Here is a 17,417-nt window from a genome sequence, read left to right as displayed (position 1 = left end):
CGCTGCCTGTTTTTATACGGACATATTCGGTGTACCTCAAAGTAATCACTCTTCCTTTCATGACTTGCGATTTTCATCTACTGCGCTTAAGAAATTCGTCTATTTCACTTAAGAAAACTGACAGAATCCGGCCACAGGATGTTGTACTTCTCTACCCATTTTGGCGAAAATATATAGCGAACCAAAACCAAATGGATAATCCCCATCCTCTTGAATCAATGTATCGGGATAACCATCTTCATCGACTTGGAAAAAGAATGATAGTGACTCCTCCTTGAGCTTTGCGAAATAATAGTCTTCATCCTGAATCAGTCTCGGATTGCCGCCCACCTATTAAGCAATGAGGATAGATGTTATTTTCCAAATAGGTTTCACGGTCTTCAGGGATAAAGATCGTGATCATGCTCTCTGGTTAGAAGGGGTGGTTGAGGCTCAGATAAAAAGCATACTTTTGGTTACCTTCGTGGATGAGCTCTGATCTGGTCGTCAAAATATTCGCTTGATTCTCTATCGTCACTTTACAACTCCCTCTCCAGAATCTGATATGTATAGCCCTCATCTCCATTATAAAGAAGACTTATCTCTAATCCACCACGTTTAACCTCATTCCTGGAACTTCATTAAAAGTTAGGGGACAAAAAAATCGCGTCCTCTAAAGAGAGCACGCGAGATGGAACCCATTCATTTCGTGTTTTGCCATCGAACTTAACGCTTTTTAGCAACTACCGCTAGCCGCCCATTTTCAGTCGAATATTCACATGTGGACAGTACAACAAGTTTATCACCATACTGAGCTGTTACACCTGTGTCATAAAGAGCGAGTTTTTTGATATTCTGAACATATGAATCGAACTCGGTGGACGTCTGTACATCCCCAATTTGATAGTATTTAAACACGTCATCTGATTTACGATAAACTTTGGACAGAATCACAGCCACTATCTCGTATTCTTCCTTTTCGTAAAGCGTGCTGAACTCGAATGTAGTGTGCTCTTTATAAAAGCTTTCACTCTTGTATTTCATTAGATCTTGAAACATCCAGCCACTTTTCATATGATGTCCGTGAATCAGCAAAATATCTGAACCCTTGATCTGGCTATGCCTGTCCAAAAAAGGAAGGCCACCTTGGGTTTCCTTCTTATCAAAATCATGATTGAGATAATACTCCGCATCCTGTGGATTTTGCATGACCGGGTACTCAATTCGGGTGCCGTTAATTTTCAGCCATCCCACAATGTCCGAGTTCCGCTCGTAAAGGGCTCGAAATTCAGGAAGCATAACTTGCCTTTTCCTCTTATTGAACAAAAAAGAGGGGATTGCATCCCCTCCGTTTTTATTCGACCCTTCCTCCCACATGCTCGCCAACTCATCCATTTTCTGTTGCTCAACATAATCTCGCAGCAGCGTTCTCGAAAAACCAATCAGAGAAAATACCAACACAAGGGAGGAAATGGCGATAAGAATTTTTTTAGTTTTGCTCATGTTCTTACCGCCTTTCCTGGTCATTAAATGTGCTTTTTCTTCTTGTTACCGAGCAGACAGAAAGCGATCGTGATCAAGGACATCAGCGCCATAATCATATAGAACATTGGCGATACACTGTTGTCTCCTGTTTTCGGAGCATCGTCCAACTCGTCGCTAACGTTATCCGTAACATGGTCACCTTTGCTCGCGCCAGTGTTACCGTTGTTGATTTCATTATTGCTACTGTTGGTTCCTGGGGTACCCGTATTGGTTCCATTATTTCCATTGTTCGTTCCAGGAGTACCGTTATTGGTTCCACTGTTGCCGTTGTTCGTTCCTGGAGTACCGTTATCGGTTCCATTGTTTCCATTGTTCGTTCCTGGAGTACCGTTGTTGGTTCCTGGAATACCATTATCGGTCTCACCGTTCCCATTGTTCGTTCCTGGAGTACCATTATTGATTCCTGGGATACCCGGGTCGGTTCCACTGTTGCCAGTGTTCGTTCCTGGGGTACCCGTGTTGGTTCCACCGTTGCCATTGTTGCCGCCGCTGTTGCCGCCGGAACCACCACCTGAACGGATCGGCTTCATTGGCACATCGTATTTGACAATGTCAAAATCTACTGAAATTGTACCGCTTGTGTGCGTTTCGTATCCGTCCTTCTTTACGACCAGATAGTAATCTGCTTCAGGGAATACCATGTACGCATAGAATCCATTGACATCGCTATCCTGCTCTGGACTCTTGTTGTTGTGCGGCGGGAAATTTGGAACCGCTGGAAGTGTTACTTTTGTACCCGGAATGCGGCCTTTATCTCTATTCCGCTGTGTATCCGCATAATACAGTGTAACTTTGGCTCCTTCAATCTTCTTGCCCGTGCTCGCATTCCCTGTAGTTTCATCATAGACCGTACCATAAGGGTCAACTAATTCTTCAGAGATATTCAACTCTCCGTTAGCTTTCACGTCAAGTTGCGTCACTTTGAGGAGCAGCTCCTCACCAGTCTGCACTTGATAACGAACTTCCATTGTATACTTCTGCTCGCTTAACCCTTCCACAGAAAATGTTCCGTTCGATGCCATTGGAAACGCCTTAGGGCTACCATTCTCCATAATGTAATTACCGTCTCTGTCCTTCAGGTAGATATACATATGGCTGGTATACAAGCTGTTAAATAACTCTGTCGTTCCATCCATTTGTTTGAGCAGAATGATACCTACGGCCGTAATATCCGCTGGAACGGTCTCATCCGTCACACTGCTGTTCACATTTGCTTTTTGCGTAAACTCGACAGGTACATCCTTTCCGCCTACCCGATACACCTTCGTATATGTGATCGTGTAGTCTGTGTCAGCTACGGCTGGAACCGCATATTCACCCTTCTCGTTCGTCTTAATCTGAAGCTCTTCGCCTGTATTCAGATCGGTCACGGTGATGGATGCATTCGGAATGACTTCTCCTGTATTGTTGTCACGCAGTACACCTTCCAGATATGGGCGGGTATTAACAAATTTAGCTTCAGCCACTTTTTTCTCCAGAATGGTACCTGTGTGAACGAAATTTTCAGGATCTGTTACATAACCATCTTGCGTATAATCATTCTGGGTTACCGTATACTTGAGAGATGCTGGCAATCCTTGCACTACGAGCGTCTGACTATCTGTAAGCTCGAAGCTCTCTCCGTTCTTGATCGTACCCTTGCTTCCATCTGACTTCTCATAGACGTAGGATTCGTCTGCTCCCTCGCCTGTGAAGGTGACTGTGTACTTAAACAGCTTCTTCTTGTCGTCATCTTTACCTTTAACGGTGTTGCTGATGAGCAGGCCGCCCTTCAAGACTCGTACGTTCGTGAATGGAGCATCTTCATCCATGCCTTTCATGACTCCGGTATAGTACCGTTCCTCAGGATTAGTCATGTATTCATCGGTTGTGTAATCTTTTTGGGTAACGGTGTATTTTAGATGTTTAGGCAGACCCGAAACATCCAGTGTCTCTCCGTGCTTGAGACGGAATGTGTCTCCAGACTTGATCGTACCTCTACTATCATCCGACTTCATGTAGGAGTAACTTTCATCTTTGCCTGTTTCCTCAAAGTGAATGGTGTACTCAAACTCCTTCGTCTTATCGCCACCGTTGCCCATAACCGTATTACTGATGGTCAGCTTGTTAACGATTCGTTCGTTGATGAAGTCCGCTTTATGATCACCTTTGTTCACAATGGAGCCGGATAGCTCTCTCGTATCAGGTGTCGTCGTATAGCCATCAACGGTCGTATAATCGTCCTCGGTTACGGTATAGCCCAGATTCGCAGGCAAAGCCGGAAGCATTACAGATTCCCCATGCTTGAGGGTAATCTTGTCTCCATTTTTGAACGTTCCAGACGTATTATCCGACTTTTTATAGGTATACTCTCCGTCCTTACCTTCACCAGTGAAGGTCACGGTGTATACAAATCCTTTGTTCGGATCACTGCCATTGCCTTCTACCTTATTGGTAATGGTCAGCTTACCTTGGGCAGGTGTAGGCACAATCAGCGGTTGATCCGTGGTTACTTTTACTCCGTCGACCCAGAGAGGTTTGCCCGGTGTATTTCCTACATATACTTGATAAACTCTTGTCGTTGGCAACCAAGTATTTGTGTCAATATATGTTTCCTTCAGCTCATAGTAGCCTGGGTCAGGGAATAGCAGATTACGTTTCCCTGAACTATCGGTTTTCCCTTTGACAACTATAGTTCCGCTGTCTTTTTTATAGAGTGTAAATTCTACATCTTTTAGCGGATTCCCATTCGGATCTACTTTTATCAAAGGCAGTAGGGCATTAGAGCTTGAACTACCTGCTACGTCCGAACTATCCAGTGTACTTTCGCTTCTGGCACTGACAGCACTCAGACTGTCATCGCCCTCCAGTTTTACCTCGTTGCCCATTTTGTCTCCGGCTTTCGCTTTTGTAGGATCAACTTCCGTTTGGTATACAAACTGGTAAAACGTATTTGGGTCGTTCATTTTGAATTTGAGGACGGTAGTCCCTTCTGCACCTGGTGCAACCTCAACTTGAACTTCGGCATTAGGGTCGCTTAGGTCAAGAGCTTCACCTCGTTCCAGAGTACCACTAGCTGTTAGTTTCGCAGGATAGACGGCCATACTAGGTGATGTCAGCACAAGCTTTCCGTTACCTTCATAACGTAGGTTCATGCCTGCACCCAAGGTGTCCTCCAGATAAACGCCCTGCTTCATGTTAAATGGTGGAGTATAGTTTACTGTCCATTCCAACACACCTGGAACAGGTTTAGTTACCGTCTTGCCCAGAGTCTGGATCGGTACGATAATCTTACGCTGTTCGGAGACAATCTTTTCTACTCCACCCCAAGACATATGGAGGTCAGCTTTGTTATATAACACCTGCTTGTCCGTGCCATTGGTTGTGTAGTCATGCAAATATTCCTCTAAAGCTTCGTTAGAAGGTCTTGCCTTCACCAAGATAACATAAGGACTTTCCAATTTAGAGAAAGTGAACGTTCCTACGTTGCCATTATGGGTGAAGGAGCTTACGACATGAGCATCCGTGCCTGGTTCAATCATGGTTTTGGCATCGTTTCTCGTACCGTATTCTGTACCTGAACCGTTGTCGGAATATCCTTTCCAAAGCTCATAATCTTTGCCTTCAGCAAAAGGAACAAACTCCCAGCCTTCAGGCAATGTATCCACTAACTTCATATTACTAATGACTCGATTACCACCATCTTTAGCCATTTCTTCTGTGTTATATCCAGGCATGTTCACTCCTAGACGGAAGGTGACTGTCTTGGTTGTCCGGTCATAAGCAGAAATCGTCCATGCATCATTACTATCGTTTCTAATGTAACTGTTAATGTTATTTGGGCTAACATTTTCAAATGTGCCATCTACTTTCAATGGTCTCGAAGCAAAGAGCATATCCTTGTTCAGCATACGCAGATGCAGATTGGCGCTGTTTTGCGCTTGTCTTACACTTTCGCCGTCAATGAGCAAAGCGCGATTCGAACTTGTTTTCCCTACGTTGATGTCCTGTCTAAACAGGATGTCCGGGTTGGTCTCCAGTGCACGGAAGCTGAAGGATGCGGAATTTTCTGTATATCCAGTCACCTTGATCAAATCCGCCACTACTTTACCATCCACCGTTAAAGGGATTGCCTTCGTGGTCAGATTGGCTGCACCCGTCTTCAGCGTCCCTGCCTTATACTGCTTCCAAAGCTGTGCGGAAGTTACATTTGCTTTGATCTTCGCAATGGTTTCTGCACTCACTTCACCACTTACATCTACGGCATTGTCCAAGACGTCCAAATTACCGCCATGTACCAGGACATCATATACCGCCGCATTCGGCAGAGCATATTGTGGAGCAAGGTTAACCGTCCACGTGATGCTGCCTTGGTTATAATCCTCATTAGAAACCGCGCCTGATTTGGTGAAATCATGCGCACCGATGTTGACGATGGCCTCGTCCGTTACCGCTGCAGGTCTTACACCCGCCTTCACATCGTTGTTCTGTATACCAGCCGGTGTATTCAAACTCCAGTTGGCACGAGGGTCAATTCTGAAGCTGGAACCACTTGTTACTTTGCTTTTTATAACTAAATCCACTTTACCGTTAATGTCTCCAAAAGAATACACACCGTTTGCATCTGGTGTAATGGGTGTTACTCCAGATTCAGTGCCCTCTTCTTGCCATTCAGCCGATAAAAAATCCAACCCGGCAGGTAAATTATTGGTAATTGTAAAGTCCTTCAACCCATTTTTGTTATATCGGTTAACTGTGACTCTCCAGGTAATGGTCTCACTCGCATGATCGTAAGAGGCACTGGATTGAATCCAGTCGGGAGCAAAGGAAATCTCCAGCCCGGCCTGTACCAGCATGCTACTGTCCTGTCTCAGTTCCACTTTACCATTCATATCCCGGTGGCTGCGCCCCAGATTGCTTGGTGGATTCCGATACTCGTAATAATACGATTCCTTAGGAATCCAGGTTTTATATTCCACTTTGGGTTCTGAACCTGTTCCTTGTGGAAAAATGTACGTCAGCGATCCGTCTGCTCCAACAACTGGGGTTACGTTCTGATCGTTAACTTTGAAGGAACCCTCCACATAAATGCCGCGTGAATTACCAGAGCCCGTATTATAGGTTGAGGGATTCGTATAAAATATCTTCCCGTCCAATGGCAATTTGATCGTTTTATCGAACTGATCGGACGCAGATACGGTTGACTGCCAAGTGATCGCGCCTTCAACGAATTGAGCCGGTTGAATGCCGCGGTAACTGTACTGATCCCATCTGATCATTCCAGGCGAGGTTAACGTGATACCATACTCTGCTGTGACATTTGGATTCTCTAGCTGATATGTACTACCAAAGATGCTGACAGGCTTCTTATCGCCATAATTCAATCCTGTTACATCTGCATCAGCTGTCGTTTCGAAACTGAAGGTAATACCTCGTCCAACACCATTGAAAAAGTTATCATCACCGTCGAAGACAACTCGAATGCTGTTTGGAGTAAAATAGGTCGTACCCAACTGTTTGGTGCCTGAGTCAGTCTGTGCATACAGGGGTCTCGTCGCTGTCGGAAGCACGACTTCCTTAAAGTGATCTTCTCGTTTCAGCTCAATCCAATCACCCTTTTGGATGTATTTCTCCAGATCTGCATTTGTTGGATTGGAGTCGTCCCCATTCACGGGTACCTTGAGCCCTTCCGATTTGAGCGTAAATGGTTGTCGTCCCTGAATAGTACCGTTCTGATTAATGACCACATTTCCTTGCTTCAACTCCAGCGGAAAGGATGCATTAGATTCCATAAACACTGATGTTTTATCCATTGGGACAGCTGCCATCATTATGGAATTGTCTGGTACATCTTGCACTTCCTCAGATACTGAAGACGGTTCGTCCACAATTGGCGAGTCGGTCTCGTTAACCGTTTCCTCGGATGGTTCGTCCACAATCGGCGAATTGGGATCGCTAACTGCTCCCACTTCAGTATCATTAGGTACACTCTCCGCATATGCAGCAGTGGAGAATAGCACCGTCTGCAGCACAAGCACAATTGCCAGAAATAAGGACAATATCGGTTTACCTACATTGCTTCTTTGTTTCAATACGAAAGTCCCCTCCACTTCTAAAATTTTTGGCAGAAACCCAAACGTTCTCTCTGTCCCCTGCCCGTTTTTCTCCTTACAACAGGAAATTGATGAAATTCATCAATTTTATATGGCACACCTAGTCATTATAAATTTAGAGGCCTAACCAAATTCTGAACACCGTATATATGCCGTTTAGGCATGATTCGTACTGAATCGCCTCCATCCGATCAATGCTGCATTTTTAGCTTTAAAATATGGGTTGCGAATCATATATAACAAAAAAACGCCCTGTCTACTGATTAACAATCAGTAGACAGGGCGCAAGTATGGAGCCTCATTTTCATTTCACATCATATTCATTCCCTGTACGATGTGGAAGTTTTGGGGTTAGAATCTATTCGGGTATATACGGAAGATCCAGTGTTTTCGGAACGTTGATGACATGCTTTTCAGTATACGTACGGATGCCTTCTACGCCGTATTCACGGCCAATACCCGATTGCTTGAAGCCGCCGAATGGGAAACCAACATCCAGCCCCTGTACAGCAGCTGTATTGATCATTGTCGTTCCAGCTTCGAGCTGTCGTGCAACGGAGATCGCTTCCTCTTCTTTCCCCCAAACAGAACTCGTCAACCCATATATACTTTCATTGTGTAGTTGAATAACCTGTTCTTCATCGTCAAATGGCAGAATTGGAACGCTAGGACCAAACTGTTCCTCCACCACAATCGGATCATGAACATCGCAATCCAAAACAAGCGTAGGTTGCAGGTAGTACCCTTGTTCAAACAGCTTCTGATCAAGAATTTGACCAAGAGGGATGACCTTAGCCCCGCGCCTTTGCGCATCTTCCACCAAACCCTGCACATACTCTCTCTGCTTCAGGTTATTAACTGGACCTACCGTCGTATTGGAATCAAATGGGTCACCAATTCGAATCCAGCGATTGGCTGCCTCTATATATTTTTCCACAAAAGCATCATAAATCGAACGGTGTACATATACACGTTTGGCGATCATACAGATTTGGCCTGTTGTCAGGAAATTCGAAATGACAATCCGACGCATTGCTCGCTCGTCATGAACATCAAAGCTCTCCAAGAAGATAGCCGCATCATTACCACCAAGCTCCAGCGTCATATCCTTAATCGTTTCCGAAGCTGCTTTAATAATATGCTTCGCTGTTGCGGTTCCGCCTGTAAAGGCAATTTTCGTAACAAGAGGATGACTCGTCAGTTCAACGCCCACGTCCGCATCACCGTATACGACATTGATTACACCCGCAGGGAACTCACCTGCAATGATCTCGGCCACCTTCGCCGCCGCCAGTGGTGCATATGGACTTGGTTTGAGCACAATCGTGTTACCCGCAAGCAAGGCAGGAGCGATCTTAATAGTAGATAAAGCAATAGGGTAGTTCCATGGACTAATCGCTGCCACCACACCGATTGCATCATAGGAAAGAATCGTTTTACCGTGATCATGCTCTTGGATCTCTTCTTGTAGAGCTGCTTTCGCTTCATTACAAGCAAACTCCATCCACATTAACGAAACATAAATTTCACCATGTGCATCATACAGCGGCTTGCCATGCTCTCTGGACAGCAGATGCACAATGTCATTCTCAGCTGCTCTAATCTTCTCGATCGCCTTACGCATCATCTCAATGCGTTCATCAATGGAGGTCTGTTTCCATGTTTTAAAAGCCCCTGCCGCCGCTTCAATTGCATCAACTGCCTGCTCTTTCGTAGTGACAGGGAAATAGCCTACAATTTCAGTTGGATTAGCCGGATTCTCTTTGGGTAACTGCGAAAGGGATTTTACATGTTGACCATTAATGAAGGCTTCAACTGTAACTGTCTCTTGGTCCGCTTGAATCGTCATTTGAAATCCCCTCCCTTAATTCCATACTTCTTCTGCAATTTCCTTAACGTAACGAAGTTTGCGCCATTGTTGTTCTTCGGTTAAGATATTGCCTTCTTCTGTAGATGAGAAACCGCATTGTGGACTCAAGCAAAGTTGATCCAGGGGAACATAAGTTGCCGCTTCTGCAATGCGGGCTTTAATCTGTTCTTTATTTTCTAACTCGCCGGTTTTCGATGTGATTAAACCAAGCACAATTTTCAAATCTTTTCGATTCACATACTTTAATGGCTCGAAACTACCTGAACGCTCATCATCGAATTCTAAAAATAATCCATCTACGTCTAAGCCTCCAAATATAACTTCAGAAGCATAATCGTAACCACCCGTTGAGAAATAGTTAGATTTATAGTTCCCACGACAAATATGCATCGTCACTACTAAATCTGCCGGTTTATGAGCCAAGGTTTCATTAATCATTCGCTGCATCGTTTTCAATTCTTCCGCCGGTTCCAACCCTTTGGCGCGTAGCTTGTCGTGACCAGCCTCTGAGAATAGGTCTGCCCAAGCCGTATCATCTAATTGCAGATAACGACATCCTGCATCGTAGAAGGCTTGAATAGCTTTTTGATATGCTGCAACCGTATCTTGAAGAAATTGCTCCCGATCCGCATAGCTATTTGCTCCGTTTTCCAATCGATAAATAAGCATATTGGGACTTGGAATGGTCTGTTTCGCCACTGCTTCACCTGCATGCTTTTTCACAAATTCAAAATGCTCAACAAAGGGATGCGTAGAGAAATCGACTTTACCCACTACCCGAAGTCCACCCTTACGAGTCTTCATGTTATGGAATTGTGGTCCATCGATTTCCTCATACAGCTCTACGCCATCCAAGCCGCCCAGAAAATCAAAATGCCACCAGCTTCTACGGAATTCACCATCCGTAACGGCGAGTACGCCGTTTTCCTTTTGCTTTTCAATGATTCGGATAATCTCTTTATCTTCTACAGCTCTTAATTCCTCATATGTAAAGTTGCCTGTTTTATATTGTTCGCGCGCCTGACTTAAATTCGCAGGACGTAGAAAGCTACCTACATGATCATTCCGAAATGGTGTCATAGATGTTTCTCCTTCTCACTTTTTAGTTAACTGAGTATAGCATGATCGAAAAGATTGCAGGTTATATGAAAAAAGCATGACTGGTCATAGCTTTTAACAATAGCTAGAAGACCTTAGAAAGCAAAAAATCCACAACCGCATAGGGTCATGGATATATAGAGTGTAGCGAAGTGCTGTGGATCATCGTTATGACCATTTCATGTGCCTGGAGAACAAACATCATACTTATGAATTGAATATAATCAAGATATAAAGATTGGTCTATTTGCTGCATGCCAGCTATGAAGATTATAACTGCTTGATAATCCCTTCCAGCTCATCAACCAAGCCTTTTGCGCGTTCAAAATCAGTATTTTTCAAGGCCAATTCGATTTGCATCTCAACGGCCTTTTTATGTTGTTCATTTTGCAAATAGTCTTTATTGAAATGACTGGCGTATATCATTTGTCTGAACTTGCGCATACTCATTTTTCTAATCGTCTTGCCCTCAATGATGAGCACATAATCCATACCGTTTACGACGGAATAGAAATCATGGGAGATCATAAGGATCGCGCCTTGATATTCTACAATGGCTTTCTCCAGTGCGATCTGCGTATAGATATCCAAATGGCTTGTCGGTTCGTCAAGAAGCAACAGGTCGGCTTGAACGCCAGCCGCTTTGGCCAGTTGAAGTATATTTTTTTCGCCGCCAGACAACGATTCGATCTTTTGGTCCAGAATTTCACCTTCAAAGCCGTAGTTCACAAGATAGGCTCTGATCTCATCATACGTTTCAAACCCGGCATCGATGAATTCATGGAGGATCGTATTCGAATCTTTGAGCGTTTCCCCTTGAAGCTGTGATAGATAAGCCACTTTGAGATCCTCATTGATTTCAATGGAATCCTGATTGTTTTTGAAAATATCACGAAGTAACGTCGTTTTACCGGTACCATTGGGGCCGATAATAGCCACTTTATCTGTCGATTTGATCTCAAAGTTCACATCTTCCAGAAGCAGCTCGTCAAAGGAAACGCTATAGTTATTGAGTTTAATCGCGGTACTTTCTTCTACTTTATGATCCAGATCAAATCGAATATTCGGCTGCTTGATATCAACAAAGGGTGCTTTAATTCTTCTCGCTTCTAATCGTTCTTGAAATTTCACTCTCGCCTTTAACGCTCTTCCTCTGGAAGCTTCCGAATTAATCGTTGCGATCGCTCTGAGATTTTCGATGACACCATCGTATCTCTCGATCTCTTCCGCTTCAGCAACCGCGATCTCTTGCAGCTCAATCTTCGTCTGTAGCAAGGAGAAATTATATTCGATATATCGTCCGTCGAACTCCTGGAGTTCCGTGTTTTCGAGGTGGATAATTTTGTTGAAACAATGATTCAACAGATAGCGATTATGCGTAACGACCAATAACATGCCTTTATGGGAGTTGATTAACTTTTTAAGCGCATTGAGGTTTTCAAAGTCTAAAAATACATCCGGTTCGTCCATAATCATCAGATCAGGTCTACGGAGCATTTCCTTCATCACTTGAATAAGCTTGAATTCCCCGCCGCTTAAGGAGGATATGCTAATATCCTTTAGCTTCAAGAGGTTGGCCAGATTTAGCTGTTTATGAATGGTACTTTCGAAATCATCGCCGCCCATTGCACTCAGTGCGTCCAGAGCCGATTGAACCTTTTCCAGCAGCGAATCCATATCCGTTGTAGTTTCCATTTCCGCATATATCGCTGTAATTTCATCCTGGACCTTGATAAACTCTTCCCCGATATATTCAAACACAGTCATATCTGTTGTTGGGTCTACCTGTGAGAACTGACTCATATACCCGATTGTGCAATCCGGATCGATCTCCAGCTTCCCCTCGAACAAATGTCTTTCCGGATCCATCAGGATCTCAATCAGCGTACTTTTACCACTACCACTTGTACCGATAAAGGCACAGTGTTGGCCTTCTTCAAGCGTGAATGAAATATTATTGTAGAGTTCTTTTTGCGGGAAAGAAAAAGATAGATTTTGGGCTTTGATCATGGTGTTACCTTTCTTGGTATCTAAAATAGTGTGATTATGGTGTGGGATTGTTGCAAAACGTAAATTTGAATAAGCCTGAGGTTTCGATTCTCAGCGTAACACTGATTGGGGGCGAGTACAATTGATTTGTATATCTTGGCCCGAACCAAAGTTTGGCTATGTCGATTACGTATTTGACCAAAGAAACAACATCTTGAAGAGGAACCTGTGTGCTGCCATATGAAGAGTAGGATTTCTCCGTCCTATATATCCCTGTATGCAGCATGTTTAGGGCCATCCTTTGCCCGATGATCCTCGCTTTATACGTGATTATGGACGACTGAATAACTTCATAAATTTGACGTAAATCGGATGGACCATAAGACCTGTCGGGCTTACGGAGTATCTTTCCCCCGTGTCCAAGCGGCGAATTTGTTCCACATCCTCTGCGTTCAACTCAAAGTCGAATAGATCACTGTTCTCTTTTATCCGCTGGGGATTTGACGATTTCGGGATCGCAATAATTCCTCGCTCCAGATGCCAGCGCAAAATGACTTGTGCCACCGACTTCCGATGCTTTCTAGCGATTGCAAGCAGTTCCGGATGCTTCAGCAGTTCTTTACTCCCCTGTCCCAGCGGCCCCCAAGCCTCATGTAGAATCTGATTTTTCACCATATAATCATGTAATCCGTGTTGCTGGAACTCCGGGTGTGTTTCGATCTGATTTACCATCGGCGTGATCCGGGCATGTTTCTTCAGGTGTTCCAAATGCTCAATCTCGAAATTAGCTACACCGATGACTCTGACCCGGCCTTCGTCGTACAATTCCTCCATCGCTTTCCAAGCATCCACATAGTGAGCACCGGCAAAATGAATCAAATACATATCGAGATAAGCTACGTTCAGTCTCTGGCAAGTTTGCTCAAATGATTTTCTCGTCGCATGGTATCCGAGATCCGTCGTCCATACTTTCGAGGTGATGAAGAACTCCTCTCGAGGAATGTCACTTTTTTGAATGACTTGGCCTAGCGCTGTTTCATTACCGTAAATTTTCGCAGTATCGAAATGGCGATACCCGATTCGAATAGCTTCCTCGACCGTTTTTTTGAAAGATTCTCCCTTCTTGATCTTGTATAGGCCGAATCCGAGTTGAGGAATATCGACTCCATTTGCTGCCTGGATTGTATGTTTCATCGAGAATCGTCCCTTCCATTGGTTCGGGATCGTGATTCCGTAACTTGCTCCTCACATTGTTCAAAAAGCTTATCAATTTCGTTCACCAAGTTTTTCAACGACATCAGCTTACTCCCGGCGTCCAGACGATAAAAGTTACGGGTTCCTTCTTTGTGAACGCTGATAATCTGTGCGTCTTTCAATATTTTGAGATGATGCGAGACAGCAGGCCGGGAGAGGTGCGTTTGCACTCTGATCTCACCCACACGCATGCCGGGTTTCTGCGGCCCTTGAATCAAGGCCATCAAGATCGCCTGCCGAGTCTCGTCTCCGATGGCATTCAGCACCTTCTGGTTCTTCTTAAATTCGTTCGCGATCGTATTCAAAAATTCCTGTTCGACGGAAATCTCCCCTTTTCGTTGAACCGTTTCATTCTTTTGACGAATATAAGATACCACGATCTCAGACACAGAAGTACTTTGGGAAAGAAAACGAAGAACAACATTTTTCCAATTACACGAGTTTTCTCGAAAACTTGATGTTACTTGTGGTGGTACGGGTCACTGCATTATTCAAAAACATTATTTTCACATGACATATGAATGATCTTTGGTGTAGCTTTTAGGAATAGCAAAATCCCCTCCGCTATCAGTGCTTGAGTTCGTTGTAAGATACTCTCTTTTTACACTGCCTACTATGGAGGGGATTTAACAAAGTTTGTTCAGCTGTCCTTATTGTGCCTTGGTTGGTTACTTATCTAATTTTTTACCACTTTCAATAAACTAATACAATCTAGCTCTCTGATTTCCCAATCTATAAGCTGTTGCTCCACAACGGAAAACCCATGTTTTTCAGCTATAAAACGGAAATCTTCCTTACTGATATTCGATCTACCGTGAGGATTATTAAGCCAATCTTCGCTTTTTACTTCATCACCAGTAGATGTATTTGCATAATTCGAGTGATGGATCATAACATATGAATTATTTTGTGAAATTCGGTAGAACTCTTTCAGATAGTAATCAAGCCATTTATATGTAAAGTGCACCATTGCATCCCAAGAATATATAAATGTAAATGATTCATCCTCAAAGTCCAACTGCCCTAGATTACTTCCAGCCCTATTATTTATTTGGAAATGAAAGATGCTATCTTGGGAATCTTGAAATCTGGCCTTGCAGTAATCTATAGCAGTAGTATTTATATCGCAACAAGTGATATTTTGGGCAAGATTTGAGAAAATATTAGCCATTCTTCCTCGACCACAAGCAAAATCCAGTGTACTGCTAAAGTCAATATCATTATGTTTACTTAAGATTGGATTTAAATAATGATCGAACTCACCTTTGGCTGCATTCTCTGCTTTTTGATAGTAATCATCCCAGAATGGACTATTACTAGGATCCGGTAGATGGCGAACCTCAGAGGTAAGTACTTGCGTTACTAAACTGTGAACTATTTTGTCTTCTGAAATTTCCATTTGACGAAGAATCTCGTAGATGGATTGATCTTTTGCTGCAACCACTATTTTGTCGTACTTTGAAGTATTGATTTCTTCAATAGAAGATACTTTAATGCCGTCTAGTATTTGCAATTTTTCGAAATTTCGATCAACAAAAAATATACATTCACAGTAATTCAACTTATTTATTTGTTCTAAATAACCTTTTCCTATCGCTCCCGCCCCATAAATGATAATCTTCGAACCTTTCTCAACCTTATCAAACGGAAATATATAATTAATCATTTTTCGCGCACCCCAGTGTCAGTTTTTATTATTTACACTTAAAATTAAAACGTTCTTGTATATTATCTCAACACTTATAAAGTATCTATCGGCAGATTCACATCTGAATTGAATGTTTAGGTATCTATTTCTCACAAACTTAATCTAATAAATCTATACCCGGAATATATCGACCAGGAATATATAGGGCAGATATATGTGCTAAACTTAAACGAGCATTGCCTATCTATCCTAAAGAATGCTACATAACTGAATGTAGGCCGTTTATATGACAAACATAGCTTAGAAAGGGGCCACCATGAATCGTTCTCTGAAGCAAAGGACGAAGTCCATACTAGTACCCGTAATTCCCGGTGGAATTATGACGATTCTTATATTTTATCTGGATTACTTCCAATTTCAACTTGTTGAAAAATTTCTACTGTTTGCGGCATTTGTCATTGTACCTCTTGTCATTTTGCTTTTGAGATATGATGCTAAGAATACACAACAACGAATGATGTATGCTCTTATGAAATGGCTTCAATATCCTGCCGCGTTTCTTACCTTGTTTTCCGTTATGAGTAATAAGATGTGGGGATTCGAAGGCACGGCAATACCAGGGACTCTTTCCCTTGGATGGCTACTGTTCACACTGTTGCTTGGCATCTATGGCTTGAGCACGATTGTGATTTCTAAAGGAAAAGCAGCGGAAATAGCGATTGGCGCGGGACTCGTTTATTTTTTTATCGGGGGCACGTGGTTCACGTTATATCAATATCAAGTCGATCTCTTCAATGCTAATGTGGCAACGCACGCGTTAAGCTCGGTTCACTTTCATTTTTCATCTGCGATTGTTCCAATTTTTATTGGTGCACTGGGACGGATTATGACGAAAAAAAGCTGGTATCCCTGGGTGGTTGCCATCGATATTGTTGGACCGCTATTGATTGCTTTTGGAATGATTTTCTCTAAGCCGATCGAGTACATTGGTGTCGCTTTATTCGCCTGTAATATTGTGGTTTATACCGCTTATCTCCTTGCTTACTTGAGAAAAAACGCTTTAAATATGAAGGCATCCTTCTTCTTAGGCTTTTCTTGCCTAGCCTTTTATACAGTTGTTGTCATTTCAATCTTCTATCCGTTACTGAAAAAAATGTATTCCTTAACCATACTCGACTTTATTCCCATTTATGGAGCTCTGCATGCGTTTGGTTTTGTCTTATGTGGACTCATTGGTTGGGTGTACATGGTTAACAATATGGCTAACCAATCGGCTTCATAGGATAGTTTAGTCAGGTTCGTGCTATAATAGTGATCACGTAAATAACATTCATCATTTGCCGAGATGGCGATGATTAAGGAGATTGAATTTTGACGAACAACCATGATATTGGAGCAGTTAACGAACTACCAGAGAACCTTGAAGAGCTCAAACGTGCGGCTAATCGGACGTCAAGCTGGAGAGACAGACTGAATGCGGTGAACGAGTTGGGAAACTGGGATACAGAACCTACCATTAAGTTGCTGCAGAATGTTTTGAAAAATGATCAAGTGTTTCAAGTGCGCGAAGCCGCATATCTCAAGCTCAAACAGTTGCAAGAAGATGTACAAATGCCTGCCAAAAACAAAGGTGAGCTGTTTAAAGGTACTAACAAAATTTTGCTACGGATCAAAAAAAGCCTTCCCGAAGGTCACACATTTGAGGAATTCAAGGAAAAACTACAAAAGACACGTCTGGATATCTATGATACTTACGAGGGCGACAAAGATGCTGAGTTCGACTCCTGGCTCCAAGGAATTTGGGAGACACTAGGTAGACGATAAGATGGTTGCCGTTCAGCATTTGATCGCTGAGTAAAAAATAGCCGAGTAAAAAGCCACTTCAAAAAATAAAATGTACCCTATAAGATGGACACTTTGAAAAAAGCCCATCTTATAGGGT

At 43.1% G+C, this 17,417-nt stretch carries 10 protein-coding genes; 2 read left to right on the top strand and 8 right to left on the bottom strand.

All coding sequences use genetic code 11. The annotated features are described in order from the left end of the window. Positions 1 to 705 precede the first annotated feature (705 nt). The 8 genes from ACUTVW_RS14245 to ACUTVW_RS14210 form a co-directional block, all read right to left on the bottom strand. The gene (locus ACUTVW_RS14245; RefSeq protein WP_445646428.1) at positions 706 to 1,482 is read right to left on the bottom strand and encodes a class B sortase; all 777 of its coding nucleotides are present in this window, start codon (positions 1,480 to 1,482) and stop codon (positions 706 to 708) included. Positions 1,483 to 1,505: 23 nt separating this feature from the next. Continuing rightward, a complete protein-coding gene (locus ACUTVW_RS14240; RefSeq protein WP_445646427.1) occupies positions 1,506 to 7,595 on the bottom strand; it encodes a DUF7601 domain-containing protein in 6,090 nt (2,029 codons plus the stop codon). 379 nt (positions 7,596 to 7,974) lie between these two features. Continuing rightward, on the bottom strand, positions 7,975 to 9,465 hold the full coding sequence (locus ACUTVW_RS14235) for an aldehyde dehydrogenase family protein (RefSeq protein WP_445646426.1): 1,491 nt from the start codon (positions 9,463 to 9,465) through the stop codon (positions 7,975 to 7,977). Between the two features lie 15 nt (positions 9,466 to 9,480). Then, positions 9,481 to 10,566 (bottom strand): 5-methyltetrahydropteroyltriglutamate--homocysteine S-methyltransferase, encoded by a 1,086-nt coding sequence (locus ACUTVW_RS14230; RefSeq protein WP_445646425.1) that lies wholly within the window; start codon positions 10,564 to 10,566, stop codon positions 9,481 to 9,483. Between the two features lie 288 nt (positions 10,567 to 10,854). Continuing rightward, on the bottom strand, positions 10,855 to 12,594 hold the full coding sequence (locus ACUTVW_RS14225; RefSeq protein ID WP_445646424.1) for an ABC-F family ATP-binding cassette domain-containing protein: 1,740 nt from the start codon (positions 12,592 to 12,594) through the stop codon (positions 10,855 to 10,857). A gap of 309 nt (positions 12,595 to 12,903) precedes the next feature. Further along, positions 12,904 to 13,767 carry an aldo/keto reductase gene (locus tag ACUTVW_RS14220; protein WP_445646423.1) on the bottom strand — a complete coding sequence of 288 codons (864 nt, stop codon included), beginning with the start codon at positions 13,765 to 13,767 and terminating at the stop codon, positions 12,904 to 12,906. Then, positions 13,764 to 14,153, bottom strand: coding sequence for an ArsR/SmtB family transcription factor (locus ACUTVW_RS14215; RefSeq protein ID WP_445646605.1), 390 nt, complete (start codon positions 14,151 to 14,153; stop codon positions 13,764 to 13,766). The genes ACUTVW_RS14220 and ACUTVW_RS14215 overlap by 4 nt, the downstream gene beginning before the upstream one ends. A gap of 350 nt (positions 14,154 to 14,503) precedes the next feature. Next, the gene (locus tag ACUTVW_RS14210; protein WP_445646422.1) at positions 14,504 to 15,493 is read right to left on the bottom strand and encodes a class I SAM-dependent methyltransferase; all 990 of its coding nucleotides are present in this window, start codon (positions 15,491 to 15,493) and stop codon (positions 14,504 to 14,506) included. A 298-nt stretch (positions 15,494 to 15,791) separates the two neighbouring features. On the opposite strand from ACUTVW_RS14210, the gene ACUTVW_RS14205 reads away from it, so the two are divergent. Both ACUTVW_RS14205 and ACUTVW_RS14200 read left to right on the top strand, forming a co-directional pair. Continuing rightward, entirely contained in the window at positions 15,792 to 16,757 is a 966-nt protein-coding gene (locus ACUTVW_RS14205; RefSeq protein ID WP_445646421.1) for a YndJ family transporter, read from the top strand. Positions 16,758 to 16,846: 89 nt separating this feature from the next. Next, a complete protein-coding gene (locus tag ACUTVW_RS14200; protein WP_445646420.1) occupies positions 16,847 to 17,299 on the top strand; it encodes a HEAT repeat domain-containing protein in 453 nt (150 codons plus the stop codon). The last annotated feature ends 118 nt before the right edge of the window (positions 17,300 to 17,417 follow it).

The sequence above is a fragment of the Paenibacillus sp. TSA_86.1 genome, assembly GCF_052691815.1.
Note: the sequence above shows the minus strand (reverse complement) of the source record. Positions and strands in the feature narration are given on the sequence as shown.

Excerpts from the sequence above, each read along its gene's own strand:
- ACUTVW_RS14245 (WP_445646428.1), bottom strand. The coding sequence starts at position 1,482 with ATGAGCAAAACTAAAAAAATTCTTATCGCCATTTCCTCCCTTGTGTTG.
- ACUTVW_RS14235 (WP_445646426.1), bottom strand. The coding sequence starts at position 9,465 with ATGACGATTCAAGCGGACCAAGAGACAGTTACAGTTGAAGCCTTCATT.
- ACUTVW_RS14230 (WP_445646425.1), bottom strand. The coding sequence starts at position 10,566 with ATGACACCATTTCGGAATGATCATGTAGGTAGCTTTCTACGTCCTGCG.
- ACUTVW_RS14225 (WP_445646424.1), bottom strand. The coding sequence starts at position 12,594 with ATGATCAAAGCCCAAAATCTATCTTTTTCTTTCCCGCAAAAAGAACTC.
- ACUTVW_RS14220 (WP_445646423.1), bottom strand. The coding sequence starts at position 13,767 with ATGAAACATACAATCCAGGCAGCAAATGGAGTCGATATTCCTCAACTC.
- ACUTVW_RS14210 (WP_445646422.1), bottom strand. The coding sequence starts at position 15,493 with ATGATTAATTATATATTTCCGTTTGATAAGGTTGAGAAAGGTTCGAAG.
- ACUTVW_RS14205 (WP_445646421.1), top strand. The coding sequence starts at position 15,792 with ATGAATCGTTCTCTGAAGCAAAGGACGAAGTCCATACTAGTACCCGTA.